This window comes from Kribbella sp. NPDC059898 (assembly GCF_042730855.1).
In the GTDB taxonomy this organism is placed as follows: Bacteria; Actinomycetota; Actinomycetes; order Propionibacteriales; family Kribbellaceae; genus Kribbella.
In genome coordinates this window covers 572,319-586,837 of the sequence record NZ_JBHWKR010000003.1, presented here as the reverse complement: position 1 = coordinate 586,837, position 14,519 = coordinate 572,319, and the positions used below count along the sequence as shown (strand labels likewise).

Annotated in this window: 14 protein-coding genes; 7 read left to right on the top strand and 7 right to left on the bottom strand. The window is 68.7% G+C overall.

Annotated features, from left to right (window positions below):
• The first annotated feature begins 117 nt into the window (after nucleotides 1-117).
• Complete coding sequence (locus tag ACFV9C_RS13000; RefSeq protein ID WP_380193232.1) at nucleotides 118-2,898, top strand: AAA family ATPase; 2,781 nt, start codon at nucleotides 118-120, stop codon at nucleotides 2,896-2,898.
• On the opposite strand, the gene ACFV9C_RS12995 is transcribed toward ACFV9C_RS13000, so the two are convergent.
• A complete protein-coding gene (locus ACFV9C_RS12995) occupies nucleotides 2,858-3,499 on the bottom strand; it encodes a TetR/AcrR family transcriptional regulator (RefSeq protein ID WP_380193231.1) in 642 nt (213 codons plus the stop codon). The two genes, ACFV9C_RS13000 and ACFV9C_RS12995, sit on opposite strands and share 41 nt — an antisense overlap.
• A gap of 141 nt (nucleotides 3,500-3,640) precedes the next feature.
• Between ACFV9C_RS12995 and ACFV9C_RS12990 the strand changes: the two genes are divergently transcribed.
• The 4 genes from ACFV9C_RS12990 to ACFV9C_RS12975 are packed head-to-tail and all read left to right on the top strand — an operon-like array spanning nucleotide 3,641 to nucleotide 7,405.
• Nucleotides 3,641-4,621 (top strand): sugar ABC transporter substrate-binding protein, encoded by a 981-nt coding sequence (locus tag ACFV9C_RS12990; protein WP_380193228.1) that lies wholly within the window; start codon nucleotides 3,641-3,643, stop codon nucleotides 4,619-4,621.
• Complete coding sequence (locus tag ACFV9C_RS12985) at nucleotides 4,618-5,397, top strand: ATP-binding cassette domain-containing protein (protein ID WP_380193226.1); 780 nt, start codon at nucleotides 4,618-4,620, stop codon at nucleotides 5,395-5,397. The genes ACFV9C_RS12990 and ACFV9C_RS12985 overlap by 4 nt, the downstream gene beginning before the upstream one ends.
• Nucleotides 5,394-6,407 carry an ABC transporter permease gene (locus ACFV9C_RS12980; RefSeq protein WP_380193224.1) on the top strand — a complete coding sequence of 338 codons (1,014 nt, stop codon included), beginning with the start codon at nucleotides 5,394-5,396 and terminating at the stop codon, nucleotides 6,405-6,407. The genes ACFV9C_RS12985 and ACFV9C_RS12980 overlap by 4 nt, the downstream gene beginning before the upstream one ends.
• Entirely contained in the window at nucleotides 6,404-7,405 is a 1,002-nt protein-coding gene (locus ACFV9C_RS12975; protein ID WP_380193222.1) for an alpha/beta hydrolase, read from the top strand. Before ACFV9C_RS12980 ends, ACFV9C_RS12975 begins: the two co-directional genes overlap by 4 nt.
• Before the next feature lie 38 nt (nucleotides 7,406-7,443).
• On the opposite strand, the gene ACFV9C_RS12970 is transcribed toward ACFV9C_RS12975, so the two are convergent.
• Nucleotides 7,444-7,815: a nuclear transport factor 2 family protein gene (locus ACFV9C_RS12970; protein ID WP_380193221.1), complete on the bottom strand. Its 372-nt coding sequence runs from the start codon at nucleotides 7,813-7,815 to the stop codon at nucleotides 7,444-7,446.
• 100 nt (nucleotides 7,816-7,915) lie between these two features.
• On the opposite strand from ACFV9C_RS12970, the gene ACFV9C_RS12965 reads away from it, so the two are divergent.
• Nucleotides 7,916-8,404 (top strand): MarR family winged helix-turn-helix transcriptional regulator, encoded by a 489-nt coding sequence (locus ACFV9C_RS12965; RefSeq protein WP_380193219.1) that lies wholly within the window; start codon nucleotides 7,916-7,918, stop codon nucleotides 8,402-8,404.
• A gap of 101 nt (nucleotides 8,405-8,505) precedes the next feature.
• Here ACFV9C_RS12965 and ACFV9C_RS12960 read toward each other — a convergent pair whose 3' ends face one another.
• From ACFV9C_RS12960 to ACFV9C_RS12945, 4 genes are all read right to left on the bottom strand, one after another.
• Nucleotides 8,506-11,214 carry a helix-turn-helix transcriptional regulator gene (locus ACFV9C_RS12960; RefSeq protein WP_380193217.1) on the bottom strand — a complete coding sequence of 903 codons (2,709 nt, stop codon included), beginning with the start codon at nucleotides 11,212-11,214 and terminating at the stop codon, nucleotides 8,506-8,508.
• 58 nt (nucleotides 11,215-11,272) lie between these two features.
• The gene (locus tag ACFV9C_RS12955) at nucleotides 11,273-11,470 is read right to left on the bottom strand and encodes a hypothetical protein (protein ID WP_380193215.1); all 198 of its coding nucleotides are present in this window, start codon (nucleotides 11,468-11,470) and stop codon (nucleotides 11,273-11,275) included.
• A gap of 79 nt (nucleotides 11,471-11,549) precedes the next feature.
• Nucleotides 11,550-11,972 carry a 4-oxalocrotonate tautomerase family protein gene (locus ACFV9C_RS12950; RefSeq protein WP_380193213.1) on the bottom strand — a complete coding sequence of 141 codons (423 nt, stop codon included), beginning with the start codon at nucleotides 11,970-11,972 and terminating at the stop codon, nucleotides 11,550-11,552.
• A 14-nt stretch (nucleotides 11,973-11,986) separates the two neighbouring features.
• Complete coding sequence (locus tag ACFV9C_RS12945; RefSeq protein WP_380193211.1) at nucleotides 11,987-12,826, bottom strand: alpha/beta fold hydrolase; 840 nt, start codon at nucleotides 12,824-12,826, stop codon at nucleotides 11,987-11,989.
• 121 nt (nucleotides 12,827-12,947) lie between these two features.
• Here ACFV9C_RS12945 and ACFV9C_RS12940 point away from each other — a divergent pair, with 121 nt between their 5' ends.
• Complete coding sequence (locus ACFV9C_RS12940; RefSeq protein ID WP_380193210.1) at nucleotides 12,948-13,814, top strand: alpha/beta fold hydrolase; 867 nt, start codon at nucleotides 12,948-12,950, stop codon at nucleotides 13,812-13,814.
• Here ACFV9C_RS12940 and ACFV9C_RS12935 read toward each other — a convergent pair.
• A complete protein-coding gene (locus ACFV9C_RS12935) occupies nucleotides 13,811-14,491 on the bottom strand; it encodes an alpha/beta hydrolase (RefSeq protein WP_380193209.1) in 681 nt (226 codons plus the stop codon). The genes ACFV9C_RS12940 and ACFV9C_RS12935 overlap by 4 nt on opposite strands.
• Nucleotides 14,492-14,519: the final 28 nt, after the last annotated feature.

The window sequence follows — 14,519 nt, the reverse complement described above, 5'->3', positions numbered from 1 at the left end:
CTCCTCGGGGCTGGTTGCGATGTCGCTGACGCTAGGGGCGGGGGTGCGCGTGAGACAGCAGAGGAAACCCTCGGCGGGACCCTCGATCGGAGGCGAGGGATGCCCGATGATGTGCTGATGGATGGGGCATCGGCGGCGTACGGTCTGTTCGGCCGGGAGGACGTCGTACAGGTGGTGAACGACCTGCTGGACACCGGGGGCAGCGCGGTCGTGGTGGGGGAGCCCGGGCTGGGGAAGAGCAGTCTGCTGAAGGTCGCGAATCAGCTCGCGCAGCGGCGCGGTCGGCGAGTGCTGTCGGTCGCGCCGACGGAGTTCGATCGCGGGTTGCCGTTCGCGGGGCTGGCCGAGTTGGTGAGCCAATGTCCGCCCGGTGTGGAGGAGCGGTTGCCGGAGCCGCAACGGCGCGCGCTGGCCGTCGCTCTGCAACGCATCGAGAGCGGTGAGGTGGACGCGCTGGCGGTTCCGCTCGCGGTCCGGAGCCTGCTGATCGCGGTGAGCGAATCCGAGCCGATCATGGTGATTGCCGACGATCTGCAATGGCTGGACCGTGCGAGTGCGGGCAGCCTCGCGTTCGCCGTACGAACTGTCGGCAATCTGCAGGTGCTGGCCGCGACCCGGCCCGATCCGGCGGCGAACGGTGACCTCGTCCGGTCGCTGCCCGAGCCGCGCCGGGAGGTTGTCCTCGGACCGTTGCCGGACTGGGCGATCGGCAAGCTGCTCCGCAAGCATCTCGGTCAGCGGTGGACGCCGCCGATGAGCGCGGGCGTCGCGCGGGCCAGTGCCGGGAACCCGTTCCTGGCGTTGATGATCGCGCAGGCGATGCAGTCCGACCTGTCCAAGTGGCGCTGGGGCGCTCAGCAGGGCAGCGATCCGATCTTCCCGGTACCCCCGAGCCTGGTCGGGCTGCTCAGCGAGAAGGTGTCGGTGCTGCTGACCCAAGAGTCCCGCGACGTCCTCCTGCTGGTCGCCGCCGCGGGCCGGCTGACGGTGCCCGAGTTGCAGCGGATCGTGGAGGAGACCCGGTTGCGGGCCGCGCTCGAGGACGCCGACGACGCCGACGTGGCGCGGATCGGTGCGGGCTCGGTCGTCGACTTCACCCATCCGCTGCTCGCGTCGGCGATCTACGACCAGGCGACCACGGCCGAACGGCGCCAGGCACACCGGCTGCTGGCGGACAAGCTCGAAGATCCGGTCGAGCGCGCCCGGCATCGCTCGAAGTCGATCAGCGCTCCGGATGCGGCGGTCGCGGAGGAGCTGGACCGGGCCGCCGACATCTCCCGGAGCCGAGGCGCGCTGCAACTCGCGGGCGAACTGCTCGAAGGCGCAGCTCTCGCCACCCCGACGGACCTCGACACGACCGGCAGCCTGCTCCGGTGGCTGCGAGCAGTCGACACGTACGTCTCCGCCGGCGATCAGCTCGCCGCCCGTACGGCGCTGGAAAAGGCGTCGGCGTTGGCAGCCGAGGCGGAACAACGCGCCCAGATCCTGGTCCGGAAGGCCTGGCTGGTGGATGGGATCGGCGCGTCCCGGGCGGTCACCGAGCAGGCATTCCGGCTGGCGCCCGCCGGCAGCGAGGTCCGCGCCGAGATCCTGCAGCAGCTCGGCGAGTACCACCGGATGGAGGGCCACGGGCGGCTGGCGCTGCGGCTCGACCGGTTCGCGATCCGGGAGGCGGCCGCCGTCGGGCGTCCCGACGTACAGCTGGCCGCGCTGAACCAGCTGCAGAGCGTGCAGCGGCTGTACGGGCTGGGCGATCCGCGGGAGACGCTGGCCGAGATCGACCTGCTGGTGGACCAGACATCGGGCGAGCTGTCGGCGGCGGAGTGGGCCTGGGCGCACGGCTTCCACGCCCCGTGGACCGACCGGGCCGCGGAGCGCCGGGTCCGCGAGGGCATCGCCCGGACGGTCGAGGCCGGCCGGTACGGCGACCTGTCGAGCCTGTACATCTGCCTGATCCTCACGCTGATCAGACGCTCGAAGGTGCAGGACGCCGCGGCCGCCCTGGACGACGCGGACCGGATCGGCGCCTGGGGGAGCGGCTACGGTCTGCAGGAGGGGATGGCGCGTGCGCTCGTCAATGCGTACTCAGGTGAGCTGACGAAAGCCCGCGACGCCGCGACAGCCATGGCCGCACGAACGCGAGACGGCGGCCTCACGTACTGGTTGGGTGGCTTCCTGGCCCAGCTCGGCTTCGTCGAAGTCTCGGCCCGGAACTGGCAAGCGGCCCTCGAACCACTCCGTGAACTCGCGGTGATCGTCGAGAACACCATGATGGTCGATCTGGAGCAGCTGCTCTGGGCCGTCGACTACGCCGACGCCGCCCTCCAGGTCGGCGCACTGGACGAGGTCGCCGTCGCCGTACGCCTGCTGCGCCGCCAAGGAGCAGCCGGCCGGGCGGAAGCATCCGTCGCGGCGGACCGATGTGATGCCTTGCTCGCCGCCGCCCGCGGTGACGTGGAGACCGCCCTGACCTCATTGCGTGCTGTGGTGGATCGCGCCGAGTCGGAGTGTCCGTTCGAGGCCGCGCGGTCGGTGCTTGCGCTCGGTCAGGTCAGCCGCCGAGCCGGCTACAAAGGTACGGCGAACGAGCTGCTGAGCGCTGCGGCGAGCATGTTCACCAAGCTCGGTACGCCGTGCTGGGCAGAGCGTGCTCTGGACGAAGCCGGCCGCACCGGGCTCCACACCTCGACAGGGTTGACCGAGACCGAACGTCGGGTGGCCGAGCTGGTGGCCTCCGGCGCCTCGAACCAGGAGACGGCCGCCCAGCTGTTCCTGTCGGTGAAGACCGTCGAAGCCAACCTCACCCGTGTCTACCGCAAGCTGTCCCTTCGCACCCGCACCGATCTGGCGAACCACTTCAGCTCGTCCGGGCCTCGGGAGAGTAGGCCAGGTTCGTGATCATCGACTGCTCTGCCGACCGCAGCATCGCGATGGCGTACGGGATGAATTCGACGCGGTCGGAGATGTGCGGGCTGTCGAGATGCGGTTCCTTCACGTGCTTGTGACCCCACAGCTCGAACGTCATGGCGAGAGCGGCACTGGCAAGTAGGTGCGGGCCGATGTCGCCCGGCGATAGCCGGTGTTCCTCGATGAGGGATTCGGCGATGAGCTTCTCCGCGCCGATCATCCGTTCACGTTCGACGACCTGCAGCAGCGGGTTGGCGGCCATGGCGCGCCGCACCAGGTTCTGCCCGGTCTCGTCGCCTATCTCGGCTTCCCCCTGCATCCAGCTCTCGAGCGCATCGAGGGTGTCCTGGCCCCGGCCACGAGAGTCGATACAGGTCTGGAGCCGGGAGAAGATCGTCTCCAGCGGACCCACCGCGATATCGGCCTTCATCGGGAAATACGTCGAGACGGTACGCGGTGAGACGCCGGCTCGCTCCGCGATCATCGACACCGTCGTCTGGTCATAGCCACGCTCGATGTAGAGCTCTAGCGCGGCACGGACGATCGCCACGCGGGTGCGCTGCTTGTTCTTCTCCCTCAGTGAGCTGGCCATGACCAGATCGTACTACATGACACTGCAACTATTGCCACCTTCTGCAACTTTGCCTTAGCCTGCAAATATCGCAGCCGGATGCAGATTTGGAGGCGCACCACTCAGCGAATCCGGCCGTCCCGTTCCGACGAAAGGCCCGCCATGTCCCGTACAACCCTGATCGGCACCACGGCCGTCACCGTGCTGGGGCTGACACTGAGCGCCTGCAGCAGCGACGCTCCCGGCAGCGCAGCGGCCGCCGGTGGTGACAGCTCGAAGACCTCGATGCAGTTCGTCAATCCGCTGCCGAACTACCCCGCGTGGCGAACGATCGGCGACTGCATGAAGAAGCAAGCGCAGACCAAGGGCTTCGACTTCGTCGAGACCGGTCCGACCGGCACCCTGGACGCGACCAAGATGATTCAGCAGGTGCAGGAGGGGATCGCCGCGAAGAAGGACGCGATCGTCACGTTCCCCGCCAGCGAGGGTTTCGCGAGTGTCCTGCAGCAGGCGCAGAAGGCCGGCATCGTGACCGTCACCATGTACGGGTCCGGCGCCGCCGACAGCGGAGCGGACGCCAACGTCGGCGTGGACTGGAGCGCGCTCGGCGAGCAGTACGTCAAGGCCATCGCCGAGCGGCCCGGACCGCAGAAGGTCGGCCTCATCGCCGTGGCGGACACCGGCGTCGGCAAGTCCTGGCTCGACGGAATGAAGGCTGCGGCCGCCAAGACAACCAACGTGACCATCGTCGGCGAGGTCTACACCGGCGACGACGCGGCCAAGGCGCTGCCGCAGACCAGCGCCCTACTGACTGCCCACCCCGACATCAACGTCGTCGCCACCCATATGGGCACTGTCACCCCCGGCGCGATCGCTGCCATCAAGAGCAAGGGACAGACCGACTCGATCGCGTTTGTCGCGAACGGACCGGACAACGGCGGCAAGGAAGGCCTGGCCTCCGGCGGAGTATGGCGCCTTCTCGTGCAAGATCTCTGCGGCGAGGGCGCTGATGCCGTCAACGCTGTCTCGGACCAACTCGGCGCCAAGAAGACCGCCGCGTCGAGCGTCCCGTTCGTCAAGGTGGGCACCGCGCTGGCCTCGAAGGATGATCTGCAGAGCTACCTGAGCAAGGGCTGGGGATGAGCGCCACCGTCCCCGCCTTGGAACTGCGGGGTATCCAGAAGTCCTTCGGGTCGGTCAGCGCCCTGTCACACGTCGACTTCGCCGCGTACGCCGGGGAGGTTCACGCCATCGTCGGCGACAACGGGGCGGGCAAATCGACGACCATCAAGATCGTCACCGGCATCCACCGCGGCGATGCAGGCGAGATCCTGATCAACGGCGAGCCACTCGCGCTCCGCCACGGTGCCGCGGACTCCCAGGACCACGGCATCGCCGCCGTGTACCAAGACCTTGCGCTCGTCGAATGCCTGGACATCTCCAGCAACATGGCGCTCGGCAACCTGCCCCGCAAGTTCAGATTCCTGCTCGACCGCGGCCGGATGGACCGCGAGGCCGCCAAGGTTCTCGTCGAGCTCAAGGTCCGCGTCGGTGACGTCAAGACGCCCGTCGGCCTGCTGTCCGGCGGCCAGCGCCAGGTCGTCGCCATCGCCCGGGCCGTACGCATGGACAAGCCGATCGTGTTGCTCGACGAGCCGACCGCCGCGCTCGGCGTACAGGAGTCGGCCCACGTCGGTCGGATCATCAATGAGCTCAAGTCAGCCGGCAAAGCCGTCATCTGCGTCAGCCATGACCTCGAGTTCGTGTTCAAGCACGCCGACCGGATCACCGTCCTGCGACTTGGGCGCAGCGTCGGCACCCGCCAAGTCCAGGACACCTCGCGCGACGAGATCATCTCGATGATCACCGGCCTCGCGCCGGCCTCGCCTGCCGATCCGGAGTCAGGAGACCCCAGATGACCAGTCACAGCGAAGCCGCGGGCGCCACGCTCGAACACCGGCGCTCCCGAACGCGGTCACTGCTGACGACATTGCTGATCCGCCAGGAAACCAGCCTCCTGCTGGTCATCGCCGTCATTGCCCTACTGGCCACGCTGCGAAACCCCGACTTCCTCAGCCAGAGCAACGTCGTCGAGATCCTGCGCAGCTCGGTGATCTACTTCGTCATGGGCTGTGGGGCAGCGCTGCTGATCATCGGCGGCGGGCTCGACTTCTCCGCCGGCGCCGTCTTCACGCTCGGCGCGCTCACCTGCTGCAGCCTGCTTGCGGATGGAGTCTGGGTACCCGTCGCGATCCTCGTGGGCCTCCTGGCGGGCGCCGCGTTAGGACTGGTGAACCACCTCGTCATCACCTACCTGCACGTGCCGCCGATCATCGCCACCCTCGGCACCTTCTTCATCGTTCTGGGTTACAACTCCCGCGTCACAGGTGGCGTCGACATCCTTCCGCTCCCGGATGCCTTCACCGCGTTGGGGCAGACTGCGTTCGCCGGCGTCCCGAGCGTCATCTGGTACGCCGTACTCACCGGCGTCGTCTTCTGGGTACTGCTCGAACGAACCCGCTTCGGTGTCAACGTGCGCGCTCTCGGCGGCAACCGCCAAGCAGCGATCGGCAACGGCATCCGGATTGGGCGGCTCGACCTCGCGCTGTACGTGCTCGCCGGTGTCACCTCAGCGTTCGCCGGCATCATCTACTCGGCGCGCGTCGGCGCGGGACAGGTCGAAGCAGGCGGATCATCCACGACGCTCGTGGTCGTCACCGCGGTGCTCATCGGCGGCGTCAGCCTGCTGGGCGGCCTCGGTTCCATCACTGGCGTTGCCGTCGGGGCTGTCCTGCTGTCCGTCATCGACAACGCGCTGGTCATCGCGGCCATCCCACCGCAGTACAACAACATCGTTGTCGGCGCGATCCTGATTGCCGCAGTCGCAGTCGACCACCTGCGCCGCCAGCGAATCTATCGACGCCGATGAGCGCGGCCAGTCGGGTTCCCGACCAGCCGACCTCGGCAACGCACGCCTTGCACCCCGAGGTCGCAGCCCTCTTGGCCCTCCTGACCGCGACCGCACCCACCGCTACACCGGCAGACTCAACGACCGTCGCCGAGTCCGTGGCCGAGATGCGCAAGGCGTTCGACTCGCTCATCGACACGTTGCATCCCTCTCGGCCGCCCAGGTTCGACGGTGCCATTGAAGACCTCGCGGTACCGGTCGGTGACCGGCTCGTAGCCACTCGCGTCTACCGCCCCGGCCGGGCATCGACCGCCGACCGGGTGCTTGTCTTCGCCCACGGTGGAGGATGGGTCCTCGGTGATCTGGACGCGGCTGATCCGCACGTACGGCGAATCGCCACCCACCTCGGCGCAGTCGTAGTTTCCGTCGACTACAGGATGGCACCCGGCCATCCCTTTCCTGCCGGATTCGACGACTGCGTCGCCGTACACCGATGGGTCGCGCGGACCTGGTCGCCGCGCTGGCTCGGAGTCGCCGGCGACAGCGCCGGCGGCAACCTCGCCGCAGCAATGGCCATCGACGCAGCCATTCACGGCACCCAGTGCGAGGCCCAGTTGCTGTTCTACCCGGCCCTGGACCCGACCATGTCCACGACCTCCCACGAACAGCTCGCCACCGGGTACCTACTCGATCGGGACACGATGGCGTTCTACTGGCACGCCTACCTCAGTGAATCCGACGGTCCCGACAGACGGTGCACGCCCACCGCGGCAGCCGACAGCGACCTCGCGCGAGCCGCCCCCGCCGTCATCACCACCGCCGGCTACGACCCTCTGAAAGACGAAGGCCGCGCCTACGCCGAGCGACTGTCCGCACTCGGCGTCAAGGTCACGCACGTCCATCACCCTGATCTCATCCACGGCTGGCTCGACCAGGCCGATCTCATCGGAGCAGCCCGAGATGCCTGCAGCAACTCGCTGGAGGCTCTCATTGCTCTGGGCAACGACCCGCACGGATAGAGAGCTGGGCGATGCTGGTGAGGCACATTGCGTATCGACTACTGCTGTGGCCGGACCTCTGTGACGATCGTGTAGAGCTCGACGATGCGGCCGTTCTCGGTGCGGGCGATGTCCATGCCTGAGACGACGGCCGGTTCGTTCGGCGGGCCGTACTGGAACGCGAGATGGCCGAGATCGTCGAGTTCGGATGCGGTGCCTCCGGGGTGGAACACCCAGTCGGGGTTCTCGGCGAGCAGTTCGGTGGCGCGACGTTCCAGCCCTGCGCGTCCGTTGATGACTCGGTCCGGCTCGTGCCAGACGACGTCCGCTGCGTAGTTCTCTGCGATGACCGCTGCCCGGCGCGCGGGGTCTGGCTGGTTGAAGACCTCCAGAAGGTTCTGCCGCATCAGCTCGGCCGGTGACTTCGTCATCGCGAATCCTCTCGTCCAGCGGCGCCATACGCGTCGGCGTCTGTGACATTACATGACATATCACGTAATGTCAGTGCGACACCGACAGTGAGGTCGCGAGATGTCCAGGAGTGCGAAGAGGCCGGCATGGCTGTCCGACGAACAGCAGCGGGTCTGGCAGGCGTACATGCGGGTTCAGTTGCAGCTGAGCTACGAGATGAACCGGCAACTGCAGAGCGACAACGAGCTCTCCTTGTCCGACTACCATGTGCTGCACGCGTTGTCGGACTCGCCGGACGGGTGCCTGCGGATCACTGCGTTGGCGACCCGGATCGGCTGGGAGCGCAGCCGCGTGTCCCATCAGTCTCGCCGCATGCAGAAGCGCGGCCTGGTCGACCTGGCGCTCGCAAGCGACGATCGCCGGGTCACCGTGGTCAGCCTGACAGCGTCGGGCTGGGAGACAGTCCGAGCAGCGGCGGGCGCGCACGTCGCGCTGGTGCGGCGGATGTTCTTCGACGGACTGGCGCCCGATCTGCTCGAACCGCTGACCGTCGCGCTCGAGCAGATTCACGGCCACATGACCGAGCTCGACGCGATCAGACCTCGATGATGATCCCCGATGCTGGACCGGCGGTGATCAGGTTCCGTCGGAGAGGATGGTGCAGCAGACTTCAGGCGTACGCCTGGCGAATGAGCCCTGCCGCCAGGTTGTCAGGTGCCTTCGTGGTGAGTGCGGAGGGTGTTGGCGAGTTGGACACGGGACTGGATGCCGAGTTTGGTGAAGACGGCGCGGAGGTGGGTGCCGACGGTGTTGACGGAGATGTCGAGTGTGGCAGCGGCCGACTTGTTGGTGTGGCCGGCGGCGATGAGCGAGGCGACGCGTTGTTCGGCGGCGGTCAGGGCGTCCCAGCCGGTCGCCGGCCGGGTTGCCGCATGCTGCCATTTGGCGCGGCGGGCGCCGGCGCGGCGCATGATGGCCTCGATGCCGGCGCGGCTGTCCGGTGCGCTCATCGTGTCGTAGAGGTCCCACGCGTGGTCGAGCTGGATCATCGCGGCCTCGCGATCGCCCGCAGCGAGCAGCGCCTGTCCGTAGCTCGCCGCACCGACCGCCTGCAACGCCGGTCGCGGGCTAGCAGCAAGCACATTCGCGGACCGGGCGATCAGTGTGAGGTCCTTCCGCGCTCGGCCGCGAAGATTCAGGGCGAGTCCTTCAAAGCTGACGACCTCCGGGTTGCGCTCAGCACCGAGCTCGGCGAGCTCGACCGCCTGCCGGGCGAATTCCGGCTCGCCGGCCGCGGTCCCGATCTCGTAGAACACCGCCGTCCAGCCGGGCCACCACGGCCAGTACGTTCGCGACTCAGAGGCGGTACCGAGCAGCGGCCGGAGGATCGCGGTCGCACGGTCGAGATCGCCCCGGGCCGCGGCGAGCCAGCCTCGCATCAGTGGTACGCCGGGCTCCCGGATGTTCACGTCCGCGCCGCCCAGTCGCGCGGCCTCGTCGATCTGGTGGCCCGCGGCTTCGTGGTCGCCCCGCTGGAGCAGGACCGCGGCGTGGATCATCCGCGCCTCGAACGCGTGCACGCTCGTGCCGAGCTGCCGGCCGAGCTCGACCAGACCGAGCGCGCCCGCGTCGGCATCGTCCAGCCGGCCGAGGTTGAAGTCCTGCCACAGCTGCGCGTAAGCGATCGCGGGCAGCGCGCCTTCGACGTCGGAGTCGCTGTCGCGTCGCGCCTGGTCTAGCAGTGTCTGCGCGTGGTCGTACCGGTCGAGCAGTTGCAGCGCGATGATCTCCTCGGCGAGGTACGACGTACCGAGCAGCGACCGCAGCTCGCGAAAGTTCTGCAGACTCGTGCGGTGCCGGCCCTCGTTCTTCGCCGCCTCACCCGAGGCTTGCAGCGCGAGCGTGATCGCCTCCTCGTCCGCGGCCGCGCGGGCCACTTCGAGGGCGAGCCGGGCGCCTTCGGCAGCCTCCGAGCCGGGGAGCATCCGGGTCCGGGCGAGCGCGCGTGCCGCTCGGAGACGGGCCGCGATCGCCGGCGCCGGGCCGGGCAGGCGCAGCGCCCGCTCGCAGCGTTCGTCCAGTTCGATGAGCCGGCCGCCCAGCCACAGCGGACGGGCTGTCGCGGTCTCGAGCTGTCCGATCATGTCCGCGTCGTCCGTGCGGGCGAGCAACTGGTCGGCGATCGCCAGCGTCTCGTCCACGTGCTGGGCGCGCGCGAGGACCGCCAGGCAGCGCCGGCCGATCCCGAACCAGCGATCGTGACTGGGCCGGAGCGTTTCGAACGCGCGCAGCGCCAGTTGGCTGGCGTCGTCGGGGCTGATCGAGGCCAGCAGTTCCGCCGCGGAGGCGAGAATCAGCGCGCTGTCGAGATCGCCCGGGATCGCAGCGGCCTTGACGTGCGACGCAGCGAGCAACGGGCGCCCGGCGTGGAGCAGGTGATCCGCGATCCGGCGATGCAGTTCCCGGGCCGTGCTGCGCGGGATCGCGGCATAGACCGTCTCGCGGATCAGGTCGTGCCGGAAAGCCAGCCCGTCCGGCGTCTCGGCCAGCAGGTTGCCGGGTACGTCGGGCGACATACCTGGTGTGAGGATCGCGAGGTCGTCGATCGGCAGCGGTTGACCGGCGGCCGCGAGCAGCTCGACTGTTCGCCGTACGGGCTCGTCGAGGTCGGCGAGCCGGCGCCGCACGGCCGCGGTGAACTCGGCCGGAACTGAGCCCTCGGAGCACTGGGAGCCCGGCAGGATTCCGTCGAGGATCTGCACGGCCAGGAACGGGTTGCCGTCGGAGGCCGCCAGGAGCTGCTGGGTATGCCGGCTCGGCACGCCGCCCAGCCGGTCGTGGGCCATTGCGGCCAGGTCGGGGGCGGTCAACGGCGGCAGTGCCAGGTGCTCGAACCGGATGTGGTCCACGGTTCCCAGCTCGGACTCGAGCCGTCGATCACGGCTGGTCAGCACCCACAGCACCGGCAGGCCGATCAGTCGCGGGACGAGCGCGCGAAGCAGGAACAGGCTGACCCGGTCGGCCCAGTGCAGGTCGTCGATCGCGAGTACCAGCGGACCGGCCGCGACCGCCTTTTCCAGGTACGTCGCGATCCGGTCGGCGAGGACCAATGGCGCCAGCCGGCCGAGGGGCTCGTTGTCGTCGGCGGAGATCAGCGGATCCCGGCCTGATCGCAGCAGGGCGATGACCGGTGCGCCGGGGGAGACCTGCTCGATCTCGTCGCACTTGGCCCGGCCGACCCGGAACCGCTGACCGGACGCCTGGCGGCAGATCTCGGTCAGTACGGCGGTCTTTCCGATCCCGGCCGGGCCGCTGACGAGGACCACGCCGGACGCGTCCGCCGTACGGACCCGGCGGACCGCGCTGAGCGCGACGCTCAGCTGCTCACTGCGCCCGCGCAACGGTCGGCTGTCGACCATCCTCGTCTCCGCTCATGTCCAGCCCCATCGAAGCAGACCGGGCAAGCGCGGGCAGTGGTCATCCGTCCAGCGCGCGCAGGACGAACTGTGCGACGACGACCGGCCGGGCGATGAACACGCTGTGCGAGCCCGCGATCCGAACGGTCGTGGCGCGCATCCGTTCGGCCCTGAACCGCTGAGCTGCCGGTGCGATCGCCTTGTCGTGGTCGGGGATCAGCGACCACAAGGGGAGGGTCTTCCAGCCGGCAAGCAGCACCGGCCCCTCGAGCGACGCGATCAGCGCGGCGATCCAGCGGCGTCGGAGGCGAGGCTCCGGAGTGGGTTGGGCGGCGCGATCAGCTGTTGAGCTCGGCGATCTGGGCCCGCGCGGCGGCAATCAGTTCCGCGTTCGTGTTCGCGTGGCCCGCGAGGCCCCAGCCGCCGTCGGGTGCCTCGGTCAGCAGGACCCACGTGCGGCTTGCCAGCGCGGGGTCGCCGGCTGCCTCGGCCACGATCCGAGTGAGCTCGGCGACGACCGCGAGCTGCTTCGGACGGTCGAGTGCCGCGTGGTTGGTGAGGACCTGGACACGCACGTACGTGTCCTCGCCGTCGACGTTCGCGAGGCTGTCGAGTTCGTGCACGAACGCGGCCGTGTTCTGCCGGAACATCGGGATGTCCGGCACCTCCTCGATCCTCATCAGGGCGGTCGCGAGGTCGACAGCGAGTTGATGCTTGTCGCCGAACGTTCCGGCACGCGCGTAGACATCGATCATCGGCATGGCAGAAGGCCCCTTCAGGTCAGGAACACGTTGACGTCCGCGGCGAACTCGGCGTGATGCTGGAACAGGAAACCGTGGGCCGAGTCCGGGTAGATCTTGAGCCGGGCCTGGGTGAGCAGGCCCGCCAGGAGGTACGAGTAGCGCGGCAGGATCATCGGGTCGCTGTCGCCGTTCGCGACGAAGACCGGGACCTTGATCGCGCCGACCCGCTCGAGGAGCGCGTGGTCCGGAACGCCCCACTCACAGACGGCGTCGTACTGTGCGAGCCCGCTCGCCCAGGTGGTCGGCTCGTCACGGTCCGACACCCGCACCGCCATCCGGCCGAAAGCCTGCATCCCTGCCTGGCGACTTCTGTCGGACTCCGCGTAGAAGACGCCCAACACCCCTTCCGGATTCGGCTCGGGCTGCCCGACCGCGCCGATCACCTCGGCAGCCCACCCGTGCATGTCCGGCCCGCCCCGCGGCGCCGACGACGCCAGCACCAGCCGCCGTACGACGTCCGGCCGGATCAGGGCGATCTCCTGCGCGACGAAGCTACCGATCGAGAATCCGAGGACGTCGGCCTGCTCGCAGCCGATCGCGTCGAGGAACACCAGCGCGTCGCGCGCCATCTCGGCGACGGTGTGCGGGACCTCACCGCCGGACGCGCCGACGCCCGCGTTGTCGAAGGCAACCACTCGCCGCTCGGCCGCCAACGCGTCGACCAACGCCGGGTCCCAGTTGTCCAGGTTCCCCCGGAAGTGCTGCAGCAGAATCAGCGGTACGGCACCCGCACCGCATTCCCGGTAGGCGTACTCGATCCCGCTACGTCCGGTCACCCGCTTGGTCGCGGCCTCTGAGTACCCGACAGTCATGGATTCCACCCTGGCCGGTCCGGGCGGAGGGCACCATCACCTGTTCGAGTGATGTCTTTGCGGTGGCGGACGCGGAAGGCTCGCGCTGTACGGGGCAGTGAATTCGAGGAGGGGCAGCGAGATGAGCGCAGCATCGATTCCTACGTTCTTCAGGGTCTGCGACGGCGTGCGTGTGCGGTACGCGGACACGAAGGCGGACTCGGACACGACCGTGCTGATGCTCGCGCCGTGGCCTGAGAGTCTGCTGGCGTTCCGGCGGATCTGGGATCTCGTCGTACCGGTAGGCCGGGTGGTCGCCCTCGATCTGCCGGGTTTCGGGCATTCCGACCAGCGCGCCGAGTTGATCGCTCCGGACGCGATGGGACAGTTCCTCGCGCGGCTGATCGACGAGTGGGGTCTCGGCGCACCGCACGTGGTGGGTCCCGACGTCGGTACGGCGGCAGCGCTGTTCCTCGCGGCGACCGCCGGGGACCGCGTGACCAGCCTGACCGTCGGTGGGGGCGCGGTCCGCTTCCCGATCGACACCGGCGGCGTGCTCAAGGACGTGATCGAGGCACCGGACCTGGACGTCGTCCGCGCCCTGGACGCCAGGACCAACATCGGGTACGCCGTGGAGGCGGCCGCCTCGGCCGCCGACGAGCCAGAGGTCCACGAGGACTACGTCAGCGCGTACGACCTCGGCCGCTTCGCCGAGTCGGCCCGCTTCGTACGGCACTATCCGCAGCAGAACCCGGTCCTGCGTGACCTTCTGCCGACCATCACCACACCCGTGCAGATCCTGGCCGGCAAGGCCGACGACCTCGTCCCCTGGTCGAACAACCAGTTCCTCGCCGATCACCTTCCCCATGTCGAGACCCACCCGCTCGACGCCGGCCATTTCGCTTGGGAGGAGGCCGCGCCTGAGTACGCCCGTCTACTCGTGGAGTGGATCACCGCCGGCCACCGACGCACCGCCCCTTCACCCGAGGTGCGGCGCCCAGACGCCTAGAGGGATTCGGCCGCTTCCCGGATGATGTCGAGGGTGGCTTTCGGTTGGGACAGCATCGGGACGTGGCTGGAGTCCAGTTCGAAGGTCTTGGCGCCCATCCGTTTGGCCGAGTCGCGCTCGAGTTGGGGCTGGACGGTCTGATCGTTGGTGCCGACGATGGCCCAGCTCGGCTTCGTCCGCCAGGCGGTGCCGTCGACCTTCTGGTCGAACAGGTCCGGGACCGGCGGCATGGCAGTGGCCCACACGAGTGCTTGTTCGGCTTCCGGAAGGTCGCCGGCGAAGAACGGCACGCCTGACTTCTTGAGCCAGATCCGGTCCTCGGCCACTTCGATGTGCTCGAAGATCGGCGTCTTGGGGTAGTTGTTCTGCTGACCTTGGGAGGTCTCGTTCTCGTCCGGTCCCAGTGCCGCGATGTAGACCAGCCCGCGCACCCGGTCGTCGATCCCCGCATTCGTGATCAGGGTGCCGCCGTACGAGTGACCGACCAGTAGGACCGGGTTCGACGCCCGGGCGACGTTGCGCCGGACGTTCGCGACGTCGTTCGCGAGGCTGTCCAGGGCGTGCTCGGACGCCAGGCACTCGTACCCCTCGGCCTGGAGCGGCCCCATCACCTTGCTGAAGCACGAGCCGTCGGCCCACAGACCGTGGGCGAACACGATGCTGACGTTACTTGTCATTGCGAGAGCTCCCTTCGTGGTGTGTGCA

Coding starts and splice junctions, on each gene's coding strand:
- ACFV9C_RS13000 (WP_380193232.1), top strand. CDS start 118: ATGGATGGGGCATCGGCGGCGTACGGTCTGTTCGGCCGGGAGGACGTC.
- ACFV9C_RS12995 (WP_380193231.1), bottom strand. CDS start 3,499: ATGGCCAGCTCACTGAGGGAGAAGAACAAGCAGCGCACCCGCGTGGCG.
- ACFV9C_RS12990 (WP_380193228.1), top strand. CDS start 3,641: ATGTCCCGTACAACCCTGATCGGCACCACGGCCGTCACCGTGCTGGGG.
- ACFV9C_RS12985 (WP_380193226.1), top strand. CDS start 4,618: ATGAGCGCCACCGTCCCCGCCTTGGAACTGCGGGGTATCCAGAAGTCC.
- ACFV9C_RS12980 (WP_380193224.1), top strand. CDS start 5,394: ATGACCAGTCACAGCGAAGCCGCGGGCGCCACGCTCGAACACCGGCGC.
- ACFV9C_RS12975 (WP_380193222.1), top strand. CDS start 6,404: ATGAGCGCGGCCAGTCGGGTTCCCGACCAGCCGACCTCGGCAACGCAC.
- ACFV9C_RS12970 (WP_380193221.1), bottom strand. CDS start 7,815: ATGACGAAGTCACCGGCCGAGCTGATGCGGCAGAACCTTCTGGAGGTC.
- ACFV9C_RS12965 (WP_380193219.1), top strand. CDS start 7,916: ATGTCCAGGAGTGCGAAGAGGCCGGCATGGCTGTCCGACGAACAGCAG.
- ACFV9C_RS12960 (WP_380193217.1), bottom strand. CDS start 11,214: ATGGTCGACAGCCGACCGTTGCGCGGGCGCAGTGAGCAGCTGAGCGTC.
- ACFV9C_RS12950 (WP_380193213.1), bottom strand. CDS start 11,972: ATGCCGATGATCGATGTCTACGCGCGTGCCGGAACGTTCGGCGACAAG.
- ACFV9C_RS12945 (WP_380193211.1), bottom strand. CDS start 12,826: ATGACTGTCGGGTACTCAGAGGCCGCGACCAAGCGGGTGACCGGACGT.
- ACFV9C_RS12940 (WP_380193210.1), top strand. CDS start 12,948: ATGAGCGCAGCATCGATTCCTACGTTCTTCAGGGTCTGCGACGGCGTG.
- ACFV9C_RS12935 (WP_380193209.1), bottom strand. CDS start 14,491: ATGACAAGTAACGTCAGCATCGTGTTCGCCCACGGTCTGTGGGCCGAC.